This is a genomic window from Flavobacterium cupreum, from assembly GCF_003996965.1.
GTDB lineage: Bacteria > Bacteroidota > Bacteroidia > Flavobacteriales > Flavobacteriaceae > Flavobacterium > Flavobacterium cupreum.
On record NZ_QWDM01000002.1, the window covers coordinates 120,074 to 139,129 of the forward strand.

The window sequence follows — 19,056 nt, forward strand, 5'->3', positions numbered from 1 at the left end:
GGTTTAAAAAAAATGTTGTAATTCGTGATCTAGTTTTTTAGTTTTAAAAAAATCATGTCAGGGCTTATTTTATGGGACTTTAAAACAAAAACAAACAATAAAACATAATTAATTTTTAGTAATAATGCAGAATAAAGGACTTATTAAATTTTTCGCAATTCTATTTGCATTGGTAAGTATTTACCAACTTTCGTTCACTTATGTGGCAAGCAATGTCAAAAGTGAGGCTAAGGCTTTTGCAGGAGATAATCCTGATAAAGAGCTAAAATATTTAGATTCTATTGGTAAGGTAAGTGTACTGAATCTTGGATTTACGAATTTTACTTATAATGAAGTAAAAAACAAGCAAATCAACAAAGGTCTTGACTTAGAAGGAGGAATCAATGTTATTCTTCAGATTTCTATTAAAGATGTTTTAAAAGGTTTAGCAAACAATTCCAAAAACCCGGTTTTCAATAAATCTTTAGCTGATGCGACTGCAAATCTGGAAGGAAACAAAAGTTATTTAGATAAATTTTTTGAGGCTTTTGATGCAAATTCAAACGGTGCAACAAAATTAGCATCTCCTGAAATTTTCGCCAACAGAAACTTACAAGGTGAAGGCGGAATTGCTTTTGAAATGACTGATGCACAAGCGCAAAAAGTAATTAGAAAAAAAGTAGATGAGTCTATCGAAAGTGCTTATAAAGTACTAAGAGAGCGTATCGATAAATTTGGTGTTACACAACCAAACATCCAGAAATTAGGATCTACAGGAAGAATCCTAGTGGAACTTCCGGGTGCTAAGGATGTAGACAGAATTAAAAAATTATTAGGTGGAAAAGCTCAGTTAGAGTTTTGGGAAACTTATAAAATAGAAGAAATCGGAAATTTTTTAGTGTCTGCAAACGAAGCACTTAAAAAGACTGAAATCAAAAAAACAGAAACTAAAACAGTTGCTAAAGATTCATTGAATGCTTTATTGACTGATACAAAAGATTCAACTGAAGCTAAAAAAGGAAACAACCCGTTATTTGACAAAATTCTAGGTCAGGGTGGCGGACCGGTTTTAGGTTATTTTGCTCCAAAAGATACTGCAACTGTTAATGCATACCTGAAAAGACCTGAAATCAGAATCTTATTAGCTGCTGATCAGCATTATGCAAAATTTGTATGGAGTAAACCAACTACAATAAAAGATGCAAAAGCAAAAGATATTGAAGTAGTTGAATTATATGCTTTAAAAGGAAACAGAGACAATATCCCGGCTATGAACGGTGGTCTTGTTACGGATGCAAAAGATACATTTGACCAAATGGGTAAACCGGCTGTTTCTATGCAAATGAACAGTCAGGGTGCTAAAGTTTGGGAAGAACTGACAGGACGAGCTTTTTCTCAAAAAAGTTATATCGCTATTGTTTTAGATGATATCGTTTATTCTGCGCCTGGTGTTACTAGCGGACCAATTGCCGGAGGAAGATCTGAAATTACAGGTTCTTTTGATGTAGCGGAAACTAAAGATTTAGCAAACGTATTAAATGCAGGTAAATTACCGGCTTCTGCAGATATTATTCAGTCAACAGTAGTAGGACCATCTTTAGGTCAGGCTGCGATTGATGCAGGTACAATTTCTTCTGTATTAGGATTTTTATTAGTTTGTTTATGGATGGTTTTCTATTACGGTAAAGCAGGTTGGTATGCTAACCTTGCCTTATTGTTAAACTTACTTTTCTTATTTGGAATTATGGCAAGTTTTGGTTTTGTATTAACATTACCAGGTATTGCAGGTATCGTATTAACATTAGGTACGGCGGTAGATGCTAACATTATTATATTTGAAAGAGCAAAAGAGGAATTACGTGATGGTAAATCACTGGCAGAAGCAGTAGCTACATCTTACGGATGGCACGGAGCAATGCGTTCTATCATTGATGCAAACGTTACGCACGTTTTAACCGGAGCGATCTTGTTTATTTTCGGAACAGGACCAATCAAAGGTTTTGCGTTAACATTGCTTATTGGTATCGTAACATCTATGTTTACATCAATCTTTATTGCAAGAATTTTTATTGACAGAAACATTGCAGGAAAAGGTGATTTAACTTTCTCTACTAATATTACTAAAAACTGGTTTACTAATTTCCACTTTGACTTTATCAAAATCAAGAAATTTACTTATATCTTCTCTTCAATTGTAGTAGTAGTAAGTTTGGTTTCTATCTTTTTCGTAAACGGATTAGATCAGGGTGTTGACTTCGTGGGAGGAAGAACTTTCCAGGTTAAATTTGAAAAACCGGTTGATGCAACTGTAGTTTCAGATGAATTATCTGCTGCTTTCGGAACTCCTGTAGAAGCTAAAATCTTAGGTGATGATGATCAGTTGAAAATCACGACTAAATACAAAATCAAAGAAGACGGAGTAGCAGTTGATGAAGAAGTGAATCAAATATTATACAAAGCGTTAGCGAAATATTATCCTAACACTTCTTATGATAAATTTACAAACACGTACGACGGTAAAACAGTTGGAGTGTTACAGGCTTCTAAAGTTGGAGCTTCTATCTCTGAAGATATCAAAACAAACTCCTACTGGGCAGTTTTGGGTGCTATGGCGGCGATCTTCTTATACTTAATGGTATCTTTCCGTAAATGGCAATATTCATTAGGTGCGATTGCAGCTGTTGCGCATGACGTTATCTTCGTATTAGGAATTTACTCTTTATGTTATAAATTCATGCCTTTCCACATGGAAATGGATCAGCACTTTATTGCTGCAATTCTTACTGTAATCGGTTACTCGATGAATGATACTGTAATTGTATTCGACAGGATCAGAGAGTTCATTATCGGAAACCGTAAAGGAAGTTTTGAAGATATCGTAAATGCTTCTATTAACACTACATTATCAAGAACGTTGAATACTTCATTAATGATGATCATCGTATTATTGACAATGTTTATTTTCGGTGGAGAGTCTATCAGAGGATTTATCTTTGCCATGTTAGTGGGTATCGTTGTAGGTACTTATTCGTCATTATTCATCGCGACACCGGTATTGGTTGACACGATTTCTAAAGATGATAAACACACTATTGAAGACAAGCATAACAAAGCATAATACGCTATTTTTATATAAAAAAAAGATCCAACGAAAGTTGGGTCTTTTTTTTTGTGCTATATTTAATCCATAAAGAAAATGTATGGATAGAAGATTACTGTTAGGTCTGTCGTTGTTTTTATGTCTGTTCAGACTGCAGGGGCAGGAGGGGGAGAGCAATTTTTCGGTTGGTTTTAATTACGGATTCGGAAGTGAATTCAATAATCGTAATTATACCTTTACGAATCATTTTTATAAAGCCCAACTGTATTACAGGCTAAAGGAAACCAAGAAATTTCAATATGAAATTTTAGTCCAGCCTGAAGTTAATTTTGGAACACACCAATTGCTCAATTTCTATTTTGTTAAACCGGAAGAACCGGATTACATAGAAAAACGGGCTAAATATGTACAATTAAAAGATGTTCATGAATACGTATTAAATATTGGTTTTTTGATCAGAAAACCAATCAGTGCGCGTTTCTCCTTTTATCTTTTGGCAAGTGTTGGTCCAATGATAACCGATACGGAAACAGAACGCATGTCTGATGGTTTTGCTTTTGCTGATGTATTGGCAGCTGGTTTTTCGGCTAAAGTCCAAAGATTTCAATTTGACATTCGTCCTTGCGTGCGTCATGTTTCAAATGCGGGTCTGGGGAGTTCAAATGCAGGCTATAATACAAAAAACATCGAGTTTGGTGTTTCCTGTTCGCTATAAAAAAAGCGTCCGGTATTTTGATACCGGACGCTTTTATATTTTTGATTCTATTTGTAATTATGAAGTAGCTAACGGATTTCTTTTCGCTCTGATAATAAAGAAAAGACCAATTATAATAAAGGGTATACTCAGCCACTGTCCGGTAGAAAAGATGCCTAATTCATTTTCGAATCCGCCCTGGCTCTCTTTTACAAATTCTACAACAAAACGAACTACAAATAAAAGCACTAAAAACAAGCCGAATAAATAACCGGATCTCAGTCTGGCATTGGTTTTCCAGTATAAAAAGAATAAAATTGCAAATACAAAAATATAGCAAAACCCTTCGTAAAGCTGTGTTGGATGTTTTGCCGGAACCTGTGCTAATAAATCAGCAAATTTAGGATCGGTAACAATAGCATTGTAAGCCTCTTTCGGATTCGGAATATTAGTCGCATTTACAGCTTCTGCTTTGCTGTATTTATCATGAAGAAAACGAATTCCAAATGAAGAAGCAGTTTCATGTCCGATAATTTCAGAATTGAAAAAGTTTCCCAGACGTACAAAAATAGCACCACTGGCAACAGGAATAACAACCCTGTCCAGAATCCATAACAAAGGACGTTTCAGGATCATTTTGCTGTAATAATACATGGCTATGATAATCGCAATAGCAGCACCATGACTCGCTAATCCCTGAAAGCCTGTAAATTCAAATTTTGGTTCAAATTTAAAAGGCAAAAAGATTTCCAGTAAATGGTTTCTGAAATACTCCCAGTCATAAAATAAAACATGACCTAAACGTGCGCCAATTAAAGTTGCTAAAACAGTCCATACAAATAAAGAATCTAATTTGTCAAGTGGTTCATTTTCGCGTTCGAAAATCTTTTTCATTATGAACCATCCTAGCCCGAAGGCAATTACGAACATTAAACTGTAATAACGAATCATAAAAAATCCTAAATCGATTCCTTCTGAAGGATTCCAAATGATATTTAAGGCGTGTGTCATAGGTTAAATTGTTTTTGTGTTGTAAAAATAAATATTTAAAACAGAGTAAGTCTTTATTTAAAGTTAATGTTTATGCGAACATTTCTTTTCGGGAACAGGATCGTAGCCTGTTCTTCCCCAGGGATGACAACTCAGGATCCGTTTTATTCCCAGATAGCCTCCGTAAAATAATCCGTGCATTTGCAGTGCCTGAATCATATAAGACGAACATGTTGGTTCAAACCTGCAGCTTGCCGGTGTAAATGGCGAAATGGCAGTTTGATAAAAGCGCACTAATAAAACAAATGGAGTGATTACTTTCATGGTTTATTAGAAATTGAATGTATTACAATGAGAAACTGGTACCTTCTTTTCCGTCTTTCAACTGAATTCCCAAACCAATTAACTGGTCGCGAATCTGATCAGAAAGCGCAAAGTTTTTATCTGCTCTGGCCTGATTTCTCATACCGATAAGCATGTTGATGACGCCGTCTAATTTATCGTTATTACTATCGGCAGTCTTTTCGTCGCTTAAACCTAAAACATCAAAAACAAAAGCATTAATTGCCGTTGTGAATGTTTTTAAATCCTCTTCGGAAATAGTTTCTTTTCCCTCTTTCAATAAATTGACATAACGAACGGCTTCGAATAGTTGCGCGATTAAAATTGGCGTATTAAAATCGTCATTCATGGCATCGTAACACAATTGTTTCCACGATGCAATATCAATAGAACTTGTATTATGGCTTGCTGAAATTCCTGATAAAGCGTCAACGGCTTCCATTAGCCTTTTGTAGCCTTTTTCGGCAGCTACAATCGCATCATCAGAAAAGTCCAAAATACTTCTGTAATGTGCCTGCAGCATAAAGAAACGGGTTACAGAAGCAGAAAAAGCTTTACTAAGGATATTGTTTTCTCCACTTAGAATTTCACCCGGCAAAATATTATTTCCGGTCGATTTTGCCATCTTCTTACCATTTAAAGTAAGCATATTGGCATGCATCCAGTAGTTTACAGGAGACTGACCCGTGCAAGCTTCGTTTTGAGCGATTTCACATTCGTGGTGCGGGAATTTTAAATCCATTCCGCCTCCGTGAATGTCAAAATGATTGCCAAGATATTTGGTACTCATCGCTGTACATTCAAGATGCCAGCCCGGAAAACCGTCACTCCATGGAGAAGGCCACCTCATGATATGTTGCGGTTCCGCTTTTTTCCAAAGGGCAAAATCCTGCGGGTTTCTTTTGTCAGACTGACCATCAAGATCGCGGGTATTGGCAAGCATATCTTCGATATTTCGGCCGCTTAAGACTCCGTAGTTGTTGGTTTCGTTATATTTTACGACATCAAAATAGACAGACCCGTTGGCTTCGTAACCAATTCCGGTATCAATAATTTTTTTGATGATTTCGATTTGTTCAATAATATGCCCGGTAGCAGTTGGTTCAATACTGGGTGGTAAAAAGTTGAAAGCTTTGAGTATTTCATGAAAATCAACTGTATACCGTTGTACCACCTCCATGGGTTCTAACTGCTCTAAACGAGCTTTTTTAGCAATTTTATCTTCACCTTCATCCACATCATCTACAATATGTCCCACGTCGGTAATGTTTCTTACGTAACGCACTTTATAATCCAGATGTAAAAAATATCTGAATATCACGTCAAAAGACATAAAAGTCCTCACGTTTCCTAGGTGTACATTGCTATAAACCGTTGGCCCGCAAACATACATTCCAACATTTCCTTCATGAATAGGGTTGAAATTTTCTTTTTCACCCGAAAGTGAATTGTATATTTTCAGGGACTGACTTGTGTATAGAGGCATTGTTTAATTGTTTTTTGTTTGTGGTTTATTGTTATTAGTTTGAATGTCGGAAAATTATTTGAATTTTAGTCCTTTGATTTCACAATTATTTAAATAGTTCATCATCGCACCTATTTTATTTTTTACTAATTCAACTGTTTCATTTAATTTTAAATGCTGTTCCTCAGAAATCAATTTTTTATCAAAAGCTCTGTAAGATTGTGATTTTACTTCACCAGCCGAACCTTTTGCAATACTCAAAAACTGAATGAACTCTCTATTGCCATTTCGTTCAAACCCTTCAGCAATATTATCCATAATAGAACCTGAGCTTCTGTCAATTTGATCTTTTAAAGAATAGTTTGTTTTTAGATTTGTATTCTGTATCAGGAATTCGATCTGTTGGCATATTAGCCGGGCTAATTTCCAAATTTCCAGATCTTCAAATTTTTGTATCTTTCCCATAACCACAAACTATAAACTAAAAACAATTAACTTTTTTTAGAATTGCGTTTCCAGCTTAATGTAATCTAAAAATTCTCTTCTGGTCTGAGGGTCTTTAAATTTACCGCCAAATTCAGAGGTTACAGTGCTGCTTTCGATATCTTTAATTCCTCTTGAATTTACGCAAAGGTGTTTCGCGTCAATAACGCAGGCAACATCTTCGGTACCAAGTGCCTTTTGTAATTCCTGAACGATTTGCATGGTAAGACGTTCCTGAACCTGGGGTCTTTTAGCATAATATTCAACAATACGGTTCATTTTAGATAAACCAATAACTCTTCCGCTGGAAATATAAGCTACGTGGGCTCTTCCTATAATTGGTAATAAATGATGTTCGCAGGTAGAATAAAGCGTAATGTTTTTTTCTACTAACATTTCGCCGTACTTGTAATTATTGTCAAATGTAGAAGCTTTCGGTTTTTTTGAAGGGTTAAGACCGCCAAAAATTTCCTTTACAAACATCTTAGCGACCCTGTTTGGAGTACCTTTTATGCTGTCATCTGTCAAATCCATTCCAAGAGTCTGAAGGATGTTTTCGACATCTTTTTTTATTTGTTCTATTTTTTCATCATCACTTAGATCAAAAGCGTCCTGTCTTAAAGGATTTTGTGCATTGCTGCTAAAATGATTGTCTCCTGTTTCGTCTAAAAAATCTTCGTTATTTATCATTAAAAACTACTATTATAGTGGGTGTATCTTTTTAAGGCGGTAAAGATAATTAATAAAAAGCAAACCTTTTCTATCGTTATTACTATTTAGTGGTTAGTTTTTGGATAAAATTTAATAAACTATTATTATTCACTAACATGCTTTGTTAAATAGATCATAGTTATTTGTTTTTATATGTAGAAATATAAAGTTTATAAGTTAATAAACAATAAATAAAATTTGACATAAGAACATTTCGTAAGAATATCTGCCTAATAGAGAGGAGAATTTTGAGAAATTGTAGTCTTTGTATCTATTAAAAAACAACTTGTTAACAGTAAAAAAAAGCTAGTATCGGGTAAAAATACATTAGCCAATTATATGTTTAAAAAAGTTATATTTGTTGCCAAATTGTGCCAATATAATTAAAATATCCAATGAAAATTTTTAATTTTTTTTTGAGAATATTATCTATTCTTTTTTGTGTAGCATGTTCTGATTCTGATGCTGATTCTTTAAATACTGACAGAGAATTTATAAAGTTTGGCCATAAAAATCAGGTTGTAAATTTTGTTCCTTTTGACTATACAGTACTAAATGATGAAGAGAAATTAATACTTTTTGACCATGATTTAGCTCTTGGGAATTTGTCATTTAATACAAAATTTAAAATTTTAAATGATGAACCAATTTTAATATCTACCGGAGCTGATTTTGTATGTATTAAAATTAGTAATAATTATCTTGAAATTTATAAAGCAAGTTCTGATTTTAAAGATATTGTTTTAAATGAAAAAATAGAGTTTTCCAGTCCATTAGAAAAAAATGTTGTTTATCAAATGGGATTTAAAAAAACACTTGAAAATACTAGTTTTTATTTAAGAGGAAATTCTATTTCCGTAAATAAAGTTTATAATAATGATGAAAATTTCAATCAATGTATTATAAGAGGTAAACCCTATTTTAAAATTTCCAAAGGGAGTTTTAACGTTTCTGAATCCTTATTAAGTTCTGATTATCAAAATAAACCAAAAATAAGTATTTATGGAGATTCTTTTATAGAAGGTTTTTCATTGATAGTTAATGACTTAAGTTTAAAAAATAGATGGTGTGCGAAATTATCTACTGATATAGGTGCTGATAATTGTTTGATCGATGGTAAGGGAGGTGATATGCTTTCACAATCTTTTCTTGACAGATTTACACTGGAAAACTCCTGGTATAAATCTAAATATGTAATATTAAGTATTGGCACCAATAATAAGAATCCTCAGCAGTATATACATTATATGCAAAAAGTAATCGAAATATTGAAGGCTAATGGTCAAATTCCAATCCTAGTGACTCTAACGCCCAGAGCAACATTTCAATTTTCTGAAACAGGTGATGTAGTAAATAAATGGATACTTTCAAGTGGTGAAATTTATGTGGATATGAATAAAGCCGTGACTATCGCAGATGATTCGTCAATTTGGAAAAAAGATTATGTATTTTTTGACGGCATACATCCTACACCTCTGGCATATACAAAGATGTATGATCAATTAAAGGTTGACTGTCCTTTTATATTCTAAATTATATTACAAAGGCAATAACCTCAATGTGTTATTGCCTTTTTTACTTTTATTTTTTCGGATTATTTTTTATTATAAACCAAAAGCGCTTCTTTTAAAACATTTACGGCACTTATCAAATCCTGTTTGTTTAATACATAAGCAATTCGAACCTGATTTAAACCCATTCCCGGAGTAGAATAAAATCCTGCTGCGGGAGCAACCATAACTGTTTCACCGTTCAGGTCATAACTTTCTAAAAGCCATTGTGCAAATTTATCAGCATCATCAATTGGTAATTGGGCAATACAGTAAAACGCACCTTTGGGCTTGGTTACGATGACACCTTCAATTTTATTTAATTCGGTAATCAAAGTATCACGTCGGCTTTTGTATTCTGAAATAACTTCGTCAAAATAAATCTGGGGGGTATCTATCGCGGCTTCGCAGGCAATTTGTTCAATAGTCGGAGGGCTCAGACGGGCCTGTGCAAATTTCATGACAGTTGCCAGAACGTTTTTGTTTTTTGTTACCAGACAACCAATTCTCGCCCCGCACATACTGTATCTTTTCGAAACAGAATCTACCATGATTACATTTTGCTGTACATCTTCCAGGTTCATGACAGAATAATGAACATCATCTTTATCATAAAGGAACTCACGGTACACCTCATCTGCAATTAAATACAAGTCATGTTTTTTGATCAGGCTTGCCAATTGCTTAATTTCAGCTTCAGTATATAAATAACCGGTTGGATTTCCCGGGTTACAAATTAAAATGGCTTTGGTTTTTGACGTAATTAGTTTTTCAACATCTTCAATGCTTGGTAAAGCAAATCCGTCGTCGATAGAAGAAATTACCGGAATTACTGTTGCACTGGTCGATGAGGCAAATGCATGATAATTCGCATAAAAAGGTTCCGGAATGATGATTTCATCCCCCGGATCTGTTATAGTGGCCAGCGCAAACAACAAGGCTTCAGAACCACCGGTAGTGATAATGATATCTTCTGAATTGACATTTACATTTTGACGCTGGTAAAACCGGGCTAATTTTGTTCTGTAACTTTCATATCCTGCAGAAGGACTGTATTCTATAATAGTTAAATCAATATTTTTTACCGCCTCGATGGCCACCTCGGGTGTTTTGATATCCGGTTGACCAATGTTTAAGTGATACACCTTGTGTCCCTTTTGTTTTGCAATATCTGCAAAAGGAGCAAGTTTACGTATCGGTGATTCGGGCATGTTTCTGCCTTTTAGTGAAATTGTTGGCATATGATTTAGTATTGAAGTGCAAATTTGCATTTTTTTTTCGAATTTATCGTACAGAATAACTGTACTTATTAAAATGTAACAATTATCAATATTTTTATTAATTTTATGGTAAAAAAATAGCAATGAAAAAATATATTGTATTGTTTTTTGGACTTTTAACATCTTTTTTGCTTAATGCTCAAAATGATTTTATGATGGATGGTCATCATACTAAGGTGACAATTCCCATTCAATTGATAAATAATCTTGTTTTTATTCCTATTAAAGTCAACGGCATTGAACTGAATTTCCTTCTCGATTCCGGGGTTGAAGAGACCATCTTGTTCAGTATGGAAGAGAAGCAGGAGGTGAGCTTTAATAATATTGAAAAAATAAAGCTCAGAGGATTAGGCAGTGAGGAAGAAATTGAAGGGCTTAAATCAAAAAACAATATATTGGAGAGTCATGGTTTAAAATCAATAAATCATTTGGTTTATATTATTCTGGATCAAAACTTTAATTTGTCCTCACATATTGGAATTCCTGTAAACGGAATTATTGGCTATAAGTTTTTTAAAAATAATGTTGTTGAAATTAATTATCAGAAGAAGAAACTTATCGTACACTCCAATAATGAAAAAGTACGAGAGAGGCTGCGGAAAAAATTCACTTCAGTTCCGATCACAATAGAAAAATCAAAGCCTTATATCCAGACAAAAGCTGTTGTTGAAGGGGAAGAAGTGACAGCTAAATTACTTATTGATATTGGGAATAGTGATGCTTTTTGGGTTTTTGAGAATGAGAAAATAAGATTGCCTAAAAAGAATTTTCCCGATTTTTTGGGAAAAGGTTTTAGCGGGGATATCGAGGGACACCGGGCTAAGATTTCAAGATTTTCGATAGCTGATTTTAATTTTAAGAATCCTATTGTTTCTTTTCCGGATTCCACATCAATTCGAAATGTCAAAATGGTTCCGGGGCGCATTGGTTCCCTTGGGGGAGAAGTACTGAAAAGATTTACGATCGTCCTGGATTATGCCGATCAGAAATTATACCTGAAAAAAAACAGCAAATTTTCAGAACCGTTTACTTACAATAAAAGCGGAATTACAGTTCAGCATAACGGTTTGCAATGGGTACAGGAGACCGTGCACTTGCAGACCGTGCAAGTGGCATCATCTATGGCGGATGTCAATGAAACTCTAAATAAAAACGACAATTTCAGGTATAAGTTTTTACTAAAGCCAGTGTATGAAATCGTTAATATCCGCAAATTCTCTGCTGCTGAAAAATGTGGTTTGAGAAAAGGAGATATCATTGTAAGCATCAATAAAGTTGTTCCCTACAAATATAGCCTGCAGCAAATAAATGCGCTTTTAAAATCAGAAGATGATATCTGGATTAATCTGGAAGTGGAACGAAACAGTCTGATTCTAAAATTCAGATTTAAGCTTGAAGACGAATTATAATTATAAAGGAATAATAAAACTGTTTTAGGGTCAAATAATATTAAATTAATAGTACTTTTAGAATAATTTGTATTTAGTTTTAATTAATAAGAAAATTACTCTTTTTATTTGAAGGAGCCTGCAATTTTCTTATGTTTACAAGAAAAATAATAATCTATGGTAAAAGGCTACATCAAATTCTTACACTTTATATTGGTTTTTGTTTTTTTCTCCTTTTTCTCCGGCAACATTCAGGCACAATGTGCAGGTGATGATGGGGAATTGCCCGTTTGTGATATTCCTAATCCTGCCAATAAGACGATTAATCTTTATGCAGCATTGGGGGGAACGCCAATACCAGGAGGAACATGGTCAGATGATGATGAATCGGGAGGATTAGACGCTAATACAGGAGTTTTAAATGCGCATCTTATTCGCCAAAGCAGAATATACCGTTATACTTATACCGTTACCGGAGCTGCAGGCTGTGCCGATAATTCCGCCGTAGTAACCGTTACTATCGGAGGATATTCCGGGGTTGCCTCAAATTCCACGCAATGTAGTGCTACTATAAATTTTAACCTTTTCGAAGCTTTTAATGGTCTTTTTTTAGGACCGCAATACAATGGACAATGGTACGATAACACCAACAATAAAAAGGTAGACCCGGTAATTAATATTTCTGAATTCGATGGGGATTATGAGTTTACCTATACCATGCCTGCAATTGGTACTTGTCCTGCAGTTTCTTCAACAGCAGTTATCACAGTTGTCAAAGCTCCAAAATCAGGAACCGCTGTCAATTTATCTTTGTGCGCAAGTGATGGTTTGTCGGCATATAAGAACTTTGATCTGAATAATTTACTGACAGGTCAGGATCCGGGAGGAACCTGGAGAGACGGTAATCGTATCAGCACAGGAGAATTAACTTTTGCGGGAGACCGCTTTGTTGATATTGAAAAGATATATGACAGATTCGGCGAAGGATATTATTACTTTGCTTATAAAGTTTTATCTTCAAAACCAATTTGTCTGGACGAAGAGAGAGTCACATTTATCAAACTCGAAAACAAACTTGATTTTACGGGTGCTACAGTTACCGTCAATAATGATATCTGTGAAACCGAAATAGGAACTGCGAGTTACTCAGTGACCATCAAAAAAGGAACGGCACCTATTCCTAACGGACCTTACAATGTGACCTTTCGCGTATCAGGACCTAATGCAAAAACTGAAATTGTAACAGCAAATTTTAATAACGGTATCCTTGTATTTCCTATTGATTCAAATTATTTCCAACAAGTCGGAACTTTTAATGTAAATATTATAAGTATTTATAAAACCAATAGTGTCAGGATATGTGCTAATATCATGGGGAATTTATCAGATGATTTAATTATCTATCCCTTACCGGATTTGGAGAATGCAAAAATAGCCCCGGCAACAACCTGCCAAAACGAAGGTACCCTGATACAAATTTCTGATGCCATAAAACTTGCAGACGGAATTTATGATCTTACTTATAATCTGGCAGGAGCCAATCAGGCAAGTGGACAAATAGCGCGGGTTACCTTTACGGGAGGTAATGCGAGTTTTACATTGTCTCCTAATTTAAGTTTTAATGCCGGTAATGCAGTACTGACAATTACAAATATTACGCATGTAGTTTCTCAATGCTCCAGTACCGCAAATGTGATTGGCAATATTCTAATAAATCCCCTGCCCAATACAGCAGCGGTACGAATGCAGATTAATAATGTCTGTTTTGAAAAACCTGTTTCGGTTTCAATGAGCGGACTGGGAATTTTAACAGATATCACTTTATCCTATACGGTTACTAATAACAATAATGCTATACCGCTAACGGTTACTTTGCCGGTGTCAGGAGGAACCACCAGTTTTATACTTCCTGCCACTGCAGTTTCAAATCCGGGATCTTATACCGTTTCTATCCTAAAATTGACAAATAATGAGAATGGCTGTGGTGCTACACTAAGCAATTTATCTTATGCATTCCTGATAAATGCAATTCCGGCTGCCCCGAACGCAGTGTCCCAGCCCTTTTGTAAAGTCGATAACGCAACAGTAGCCAGCTTGCAGCCTTACGGCGCCCAATACAAATGGTATGCTTCCGAAACTGCAACAACACCTCTTCCGGCTACCGATGTTTTACAGACTGGAAATTATTACGTAAAAGAAACCTCTTCTGCTGGCTGTACATCAGAAGCAACGATGATTTCAGTGACCATAAATGATCCCGCTGCTCCCGAATTAAATTCAGAAGGTTCCGGTTTTTGCGGACTGGATAATCCAACGATTGCAGATTTGTATAATCGAACCAATTCACCGGCTTCGGTAGTCTGGTACGATGCTCAGACGAATGGTAATGTATTGTCTTCCACTACGCCTTTGGTGGAAAACGGAAGATATTACGGATTTGATTTTTCAAACCAAACGAATTGTATTTCAGAAAAAAGTATCGAAGTTGTCGTGTCGCTAACGAATTGTGATGCGCCAGAAACTCTTTTTATCCCTGACGGATTTTCTCCTAACGGAGATGGCGTAAATGACGCTTTCGTAATTCCGGATATTGACTTTCTGTACCCGGATTATATACTGGAAATTTTCAACAGATACGGAAGCAGAATGTACAAAGGCTTTAAAAATAAACCGGGATGGGACGGATTAAATTATGAAGCAGGCGGGATAAGCAGCGGAATAGCGGCCAATGGAGTTTATTTTTATGTGCTTCATTTTAATAAAGATAATAAACCGCCCAGACAAGGACGTCTTTATTTAAACAGATGATTCATTTTTGCATTCTTTAATATGATTTTCAAATGAAAAAAATAATATTTTTTATAACCTTTCTCTTCTATATCACCTCTGTTTCAGCGCAGCAGGACCCGGAATACACGCATTATATGTATAATATGAGCGTAGTGAATCCGGCCTATGCGACAGGAACTCCTGCCATGCTGAATCTGGGAGGACTCTACAGAACTCAGTGGGTTGGAGCTTATGGTGCCCCAAAAACATTTACATTTTTCGGGCATACAGCCGTAAGTGATAAGATAGAAGTTGGCTTGTCTTTAGTTTCGGATGATATAGGGGATGGTGCCAAAAAGGAAAATAATTTTTATGCTGATTTTGCTTATGTCCTGAATTTAGGAGGGAAAAACAAACTTTCACTAGGACTAAAAGCCGGATTTACCTCCCTGCAGACTAATTTTAACGGATTTCTTTTCACCGATCCCGAAACAGATCTTGCATTCTCGCAAAACATAAATGTAACCCGGCCTAATATCGGAATCGGAGCCTACTATTTCAGAGATAATTTCTATGCGGGGATATCGGCTCCAAATCTGTTGAGTTCCAAACATATTGAAGAGAAATCAGGAATAAATGCTTACGGATCAGAAGCAATTCATACTTTTTTAACAGCCGGATATGTTTTTCAGATTAGCGACAAGGTAAAATTAAAACCGGCATTTATGTCAAAAATTGTCAAAGGAGCCCCAATGACTGTTGATCTGACGGCGAATGTTTTATATAACAATAAATTTGAATTAGGTGCGGCGTATCGTCTGGGCGATGCTGTGAGTGCCCTGTGTAACATTAATGTGACACCTTCGCTTAGGGTGGGGTATGCGTACGATTATACACTTTCCAATCTGGGACAGTTTAATTCAGGAACACACGAAATTATGCTGCTTTTTGATTTAGATTTATTAGGAAAAGGATATGATAAATCACCAAGATTCTTCTAAAATGAAAAATATGAAAAAAATACTCGTTGTTATATTCGTATTTTTAATACAGTTTATACACGCCCAGGATCAGGATTTGGTGCGAGCCAAACGATTTTTTGATAAAACCTATTACAGTGAATCTATTGTTTTATATGAAAAACTAGCAGAACAAAAACCTTCACAGGAGGTCATTAAGAATTTGGCGGATTCCTATTATTACACGAATGATTTAATAAAAGCACAGCGCTATTACAGACTGTTAGTTAAAAATTATAATAAGGATTTAGACAGGGAATATTATTACAGATATGCTCAAACCTTAAAAGCAAGTAACAGTTATGAAGATGCCAATGCTGCCCTGAAAGAATATTACTCAAAATCAGCCAATACGGAAGATCTTATTTTTTTTGAAAAAGAACTGAAAGAATTAGAAAACGTCTCGGCAATCGGCAATCGGTTTGAAATTAAAAACCTGGGTGTCAATACGCCTAACTCTGAATTTGGTGCCGTTAAATACAATGACAATCTGGTTTTTGCCGCAGTAAAGTTAAAACCCGGATTGCTGGATAAAAAGTTTAAATGGGACAACGAGACCTATCTGAATTTAGTCAAAGTACCGTTAAAAAACATCAATTCCGCGGATTCTGTAGTGCATTATTTCGCGAAGGAATTAAAAACCGGAATGCACGAATCAAATGCAGTTTTTACCAAAGACGGCAAGACGATTTATTTTACGCGAAATAATTCCAAAAACGGCAAGAAGCGAAAAAATGAACAAAAAATTTCCAATCTTCAGATTTTCAAGGCAGAATTGGTAGAGGGAAAATGGACAAATGTAACCTCACTTCCCTTTAATAGTGCCGACTATTCTGTAGAACATCCTGCCCTGAGTGCTGATGAAAAAGTACTTTATTTTTCTTCTGATATGCCGGGATCATTAGGCTCGTTTGATATTTATTCCGTCAATATCAATAAGGGAGCATTTGATACGCCAAAAAACCTCGGACCCGTTATCAACACCAGTAAAAGAGAACAGTTTCCTTTTGCTTCGCCGGACAATAAACTTTATTTTTCTTCAGACGGACATTTGGGATATGGTTCCCTGGATGTCTTTGTATCCGAAATTAACGGAAATGAGTATTCAAAACCGGTAAATATTGGTTTGCCTTTAAACTCTAATTTAGATGACTTTTCATTTAATATCTCAGACAACAAAGAAGGTTATTTTGCCTCGAACAGAGAAGGCGGTAAAGGAAAAGACGATATCTATCAGTTTAAAGAAATCAAAGATCTGATTGTAGAGGACTGCAAACAGTTTATTGCCGGAATCATTACGGATGTTGATACGAAACTGGCATTAGAAAATGCAACTGTAATCCTGCAGGATGCTGATAAAAAAACACTAAATACAAGTACTACCGCTGCAGACGGTAAATTTAGTTTTACGGTGCCCTGCGAAAGTTCTTTTACCGTTGTAGCCTTTAAGGAAAAGTATACCAATGAGTCCAGGGAGATAGCTTCGGGTACAACAAGAAACGCAGGCAACGACGCTTCTATGGCACTTAAATCGTTGGATGCAATTCGTCTGGAAGAGCAACAGCTGGCGGAAAAGAAGAAGAAGGAAGAGGAGCGTCTTGTCGTAGAGAAAAAGGAAAAAGAAGCCCTGGCAGTGATAGCGTTAAAAGAAGCAGAGAAAAAAGCAAAAGAGGATGAAATTGTAGCTGCTGAAATTAAGAAAAAAGAAAAAGTAGAGCAGATTTTAAAGCAGGAAAAAGATGTTGTAAGGGACAAAGACCGATTGATTATAAAGACCGATCCTATTTATTTTGATTATAATATGTGGTACATCCGTAAAGAATCTAAAGTGGTCTTAGGCAGGGTTGTGGCCCTGATGAAAAAATACCCGGGAATGGTGATCGAAATAGGATCCCATACTGATACGAGGGGCAATGCTAAGTTCAATGAAAATCTATCGCAGAAAAGGGCTTCTTCAACAAGAGAATTTTTACTGGAATCAGGCATTGAGGCCAATAGGGTAACCGCAAAAGGCTATGGAGAATCTCAACCTATTGTAAAATGTAAAACAGACGATTCGTGTACGGAAGAAGAACACGAACTGAACAGACGAAGTGAATTCGTAATCAAAAATCTGTAGATTACGAATCTTATGTAAACTAAACCCTTCAGGTTTTTAAAACCTAAAGGGTTTGTTTTTTATTAAATTGAATTTTTAATTTAGAAGCTTTTTTTTAGCTTCTTTTTTATTTAATTTTATAGAATAACAATGACTTAAAAAAACAACAATTATGAAAAATCTAGCGATATCCTGTTTACTGGTAGCTTGCATTGGACTCCAAAGCTGTAAAAAAGATGAAACCCAAAAAGAAGCAGGAGCTGCCAAAGCAGATACCGAAAAGATCGTAAGTACCGAATGTTACAAAGCGGTATATGAGAAAGATACTATCGATTTAAAGCTGAATACCTTAAAAAGTGGAAAACTAAGCGGAAACATGAGTATGAAGGTCTTTGGAGCACCTGAAAAAACAGGCGAAATCAAAGGAGAATTTCATGGAGATACCTTATTTGCAGATTATACTTTTCAGGAAATAACCAATAAAAATAAAACGTTCAAAAATCCAATGGCATTTCTAAAACGTGAGAAACAACTTATTTTAGGAAACGGAACCATGCAGACTACGATGGGAGTTACCTACCTGGTTAAAGACAAACCTATCGATTTTGAAAGAGTGAAATATAAATTTGACGTTGCTGACTGTACGGAAAAATCAAAATAAAGATACATTTCGAACCCGACAGATTTTTAAAACCTGTTGGGTTTATTTTATAAAAAAGCCGTTTCAATTAGAAACGGCTTTTGTTATTTTCAGAATTTAATTTTTTTACAAGACTTCTCCTTTAATTTTAAGGGCGACTCTGCCGTCAGGATAATTCACGGCATTGGTTTCGACTGTAATGGTTTTACGGATTGGGCCGGCAGCCATATTGTACTTGACATCGATTTTTCCTTTTTTTCCAGGCTGAATTGCAGCGGCAGGTTTTGTTACCACTATCGAGCTAACTGTAGATTCTGCTCCGATGATTAATAATGGGGCATCTCCGGTATTGGTAAATTCGAAAGATCGAAGTCCATTATCATTTTTTGAGATTTTTCCGTAATCAATGGTGTTGTCCGGGGCTGAAAATTCAATTTTTGGCCCGTTTTGTGCATACCCAATTGTACTAAACAATGCGATTACAATAAAAGTGGCTACATTTTTCATGCGAATTTTTTTTTTTAAGTTGTAAGTAAATATACTCTGTT

15 protein-coding genes are annotated in these 19,056 nt (G+C 35.4%); 8 read left to right on the forward strand and 7 right to left on the reverse strand.

Going from position 1 to position 19,056, the window contains the following annotated elements; all coding sequences use genetic code 11:
* Window positions 1–124 precede the first annotated feature (124 nt).
* Both secDF and D0817_RS03150 read left to right on the forward strand, forming a co-directional pair.
* A complete protein-coding gene (gene secDF, locus D0817_RS03145; RefSeq protein WP_127336949.1) occupies window positions 125–3,097 on the forward strand; it encodes a protein translocase subunit SecDF in 2,973 nt (990 codons plus the stop codon).
* 82 nt (window positions 3,098–3,179) lie between these two features.
* On the forward strand, window positions 3,180–3,794 hold the full coding sequence (locus D0817_RS03150) for an acyloxyacyl hydrolase (protein WP_127336950.1): 615 nt from the start codon (window positions 3,180–3,182) through the stop codon (window positions 3,792–3,794).
* A gap of 57 nt (window positions 3,795–3,851) precedes the next feature.
* Here the strand turns inward: D0817_RS03150 and lgt are convergent, their stop codons facing one another.
* The 5 genes from lgt to folE all read right to left on the reverse strand — a co-directional run bounded on the left by lgt (window position 3,852) and on the right by folE (window position 7,743).
* Window positions 3,852–4,784, reverse strand: a complete 933-nt coding sequence (lgt, locus tag D0817_RS03155; RefSeq protein ID WP_127336951.1) for a prolipoprotein diacylglyceryl transferase — start codon at window positions 4,782–4,784, stop codon at window positions 3,852–3,854.
* 63 nt (window positions 4,785–4,847) lie between these two features.
* Window positions 4,848–5,087: a membrane protein insertion efficiency factor YidD gene (gene yidD / locus D0817_RS03160; protein ID WP_127336952.1), complete on the reverse strand. Its 240-nt coding sequence runs from the start codon at window positions 5,085–5,087 to the stop codon at window positions 4,848–4,850.
* 22 nt (window positions 5,088–5,109) lie between these two features.
* The gene (gene cysS / locus D0817_RS03165) at window positions 5,110–6,591 is read right to left on the reverse strand and encodes a cysteine--tRNA ligase (RefSeq protein ID WP_127336953.1); all 1,482 of its coding nucleotides are present in this window, start codon (window positions 6,589–6,591) and stop codon (window positions 5,110–5,112) included.
* A gap of 54 nt (window positions 6,592–6,645) precedes the next feature.
* Window positions 6,646–7,035 (reverse strand): four helix bundle protein, encoded by a 390-nt coding sequence (locus D0817_RS03170; protein ID WP_127336954.1) that lies wholly within the window; start codon window positions 7,033–7,035, stop codon window positions 6,646–6,648.
* 36 nt (window positions 7,036–7,071) lie between these two features.
* On the reverse strand, window positions 7,072–7,743 hold the full coding sequence (folE, locus tag D0817_RS03175; protein ID WP_127336955.1) for a GTP cyclohydrolase I FolE: 672 nt from the start codon (window positions 7,741–7,743) through the stop codon (window positions 7,072–7,074).
* 416 nt (window positions 7,744–8,159) lie between these two features.
* On the opposite strand from folE, the gene D0817_RS03180 reads away from it, so the two are divergent.
* A complete protein-coding gene (locus tag D0817_RS03180) occupies window positions 8,160–9,296 on the forward strand; it encodes an SGNH/GDSL hydrolase family protein (RefSeq protein ID WP_127336956.1) in 1,137 nt (378 codons plus the stop codon).
* 62 nt (window positions 9,297–9,358) lie between these two features.
* Here D0817_RS03180 and D0817_RS03185 read toward each other — a convergent pair whose 3' ends face one another.
* Entirely contained in the window at window positions 9,359–10,555 is a 1,197-nt protein-coding gene (locus D0817_RS03185) for a pyridoxal phosphate-dependent aminotransferase (protein ID WP_127336957.1), read from the reverse strand.
* A gap of 122 nt (window positions 10,556–10,677) precedes the next feature.
* On the opposite strand from D0817_RS03185, the gene D0817_RS03190 reads away from it, so the two are divergent.
* From D0817_RS03190 to D0817_RS03210, 5 genes are all read left to right on the forward strand, one after another.
* Window positions 10,678–12,003, forward strand: coding sequence for a PDZ domain-containing protein (locus tag D0817_RS03190; RefSeq protein WP_127336958.1), 1,326 nt, complete (start codon window positions 10,678–10,680; stop codon window positions 12,001–12,003).
* A gap of 156 nt (window positions 12,004–12,159) precedes the next feature.
* Window positions 12,160–14,790 (forward strand): T9SS type B sorting domain-containing protein, encoded by a 2,631-nt coding sequence (locus tag D0817_RS03195; RefSeq protein ID WP_127336959.1) that lies wholly within the window; start codon window positions 12,160–12,162, stop codon window positions 14,788–14,790.
* Window positions 14,791–14,822: 32 nt separating this feature from the next.
* Complete coding sequence (locus D0817_RS03200) at window positions 14,823–15,752, forward strand: PorP/SprF family type IX secretion system membrane protein (protein ID WP_127336960.1); 930 nt, start codon at window positions 14,823–14,825, stop codon at window positions 15,750–15,752.
* A gap of 10 nt (window positions 15,753–15,762) precedes the next feature.
* Window positions 15,763–17,889, forward strand: a complete 2,127-nt coding sequence (locus D0817_RS03205) for an OmpA family protein (RefSeq protein WP_127336961.1) — start codon at window positions 15,763–15,765, stop codon at window positions 17,887–17,889.
* Window positions 17,890–18,040: 151 nt separating this feature from the next.
* Entirely contained in the window at window positions 18,041–18,529 is a 489-nt protein-coding gene (locus tag D0817_RS03210; protein ID WP_127336962.1) for a hypothetical protein, read from the forward strand.
* Between the two features lie 105 nt (window positions 18,530–18,634).
* Here D0817_RS03210 and D0817_RS03215 read toward each other — a convergent pair whose 3' ends face one another.
* Window positions 18,635–19,015 carry a DUF1573 domain-containing protein gene (locus tag D0817_RS03215; RefSeq protein ID WP_127336963.1) on the reverse strand — a complete coding sequence of 127 codons (381 nt, stop codon included), beginning with the start codon at window positions 19,013–19,015 and terminating at the stop codon, window positions 18,635–18,637.
* Window positions 19,016–19,056 lie beyond the last annotated feature (41 nt).

Excerpts from the sequence above, each read along its gene's own strand:
- secDF (WP_127336949.1), top strand. The coding sequence starts at position 125 with ATGCAGAATAAAGGACTTATTAAATTTTTCGCAATTCTATTTGCATTG.
- D0817_RS03150 (WP_127336950.1), top strand. The coding sequence starts at position 3,180 with ATGGATAGAAGATTACTGTTAGGTCTGTCGTTGTTTTTATGTCTGTTC.
- lgt (WP_127336951.1), bottom strand. The coding sequence starts at position 4,784 with ATGACACACGCCTTAAATATCATTTGGAATCCTTCAGAAGGAATCGAT.
- yidD (WP_127336952.1), bottom strand. The coding sequence starts at position 5,087 with ATGAAAGTAATCACTCCATTTGTTTTATTAGTGCGCTTTTATCAAACT.
- cysS (WP_127336953.1), bottom strand. The coding sequence starts at position 6,591 with ATGCCTCTATACACAAGTCAGTCCCTGAAAATATACAATTCACTTTCG.
- D0817_RS03170 (WP_127336954.1), bottom strand. The coding sequence starts at position 7,035 with ATGGGAAAGATACAAAAATTTGAAGATCTGGAAATTTGGAAATTAGCC.
- folE (WP_127336955.1), bottom strand. The coding sequence starts at position 7,743 with ATGATAAATAACGAAGATTTTTTAGACGAAACAGGAGACAATCATTTT.
- D0817_RS03180 (WP_127336956.1), top strand. The coding sequence starts at position 8,160 with ATGAAAATTTTTAATTTTTTTTTGAGAATATTATCTATTCTTTTTTGT.
- D0817_RS03185 (WP_127336957.1), bottom strand. The coding sequence starts at position 10,555 with ATGCCAACAATTTCACTAAAAGGCAGAAACATGCCCGAATCACCGATA.
- D0817_RS03190 (WP_127336958.1), top strand. The coding sequence starts at position 10,678 with ATGAAAAAATATATTGTATTGTTTTTTGGACTTTTAACATCTTTTTTG.
- D0817_RS03195 (WP_127336959.1), top strand. The coding sequence starts at position 12,160 with ATGGTAAAAGGCTACATCAAATTCTTACACTTTATATTGGTTTTTGTT.
- D0817_RS03200 (WP_127336960.1), top strand. The coding sequence starts at position 14,823 with ATGAAAAAAATAATATTTTTTATAACCTTTCTCTTCTATATCACCTCT.
- D0817_RS03205 (WP_127336961.1), top strand. The coding sequence starts at position 15,763 with ATGAAAAAAATACTCGTTGTTATATTCGTATTTTTAATACAGTTTATA.
- D0817_RS03210 (WP_127336962.1), top strand. The coding sequence starts at position 18,041 with ATGAAAAATCTAGCGATATCCTGTTTACTGGTAGCTTGCATTGGACTC.
- D0817_RS03215 (WP_127336963.1), bottom strand. The coding sequence starts at position 19,015 with ATGAAAAATGTAGCCACTTTTATTGTAATCGCATTGTTTAGTACAATT.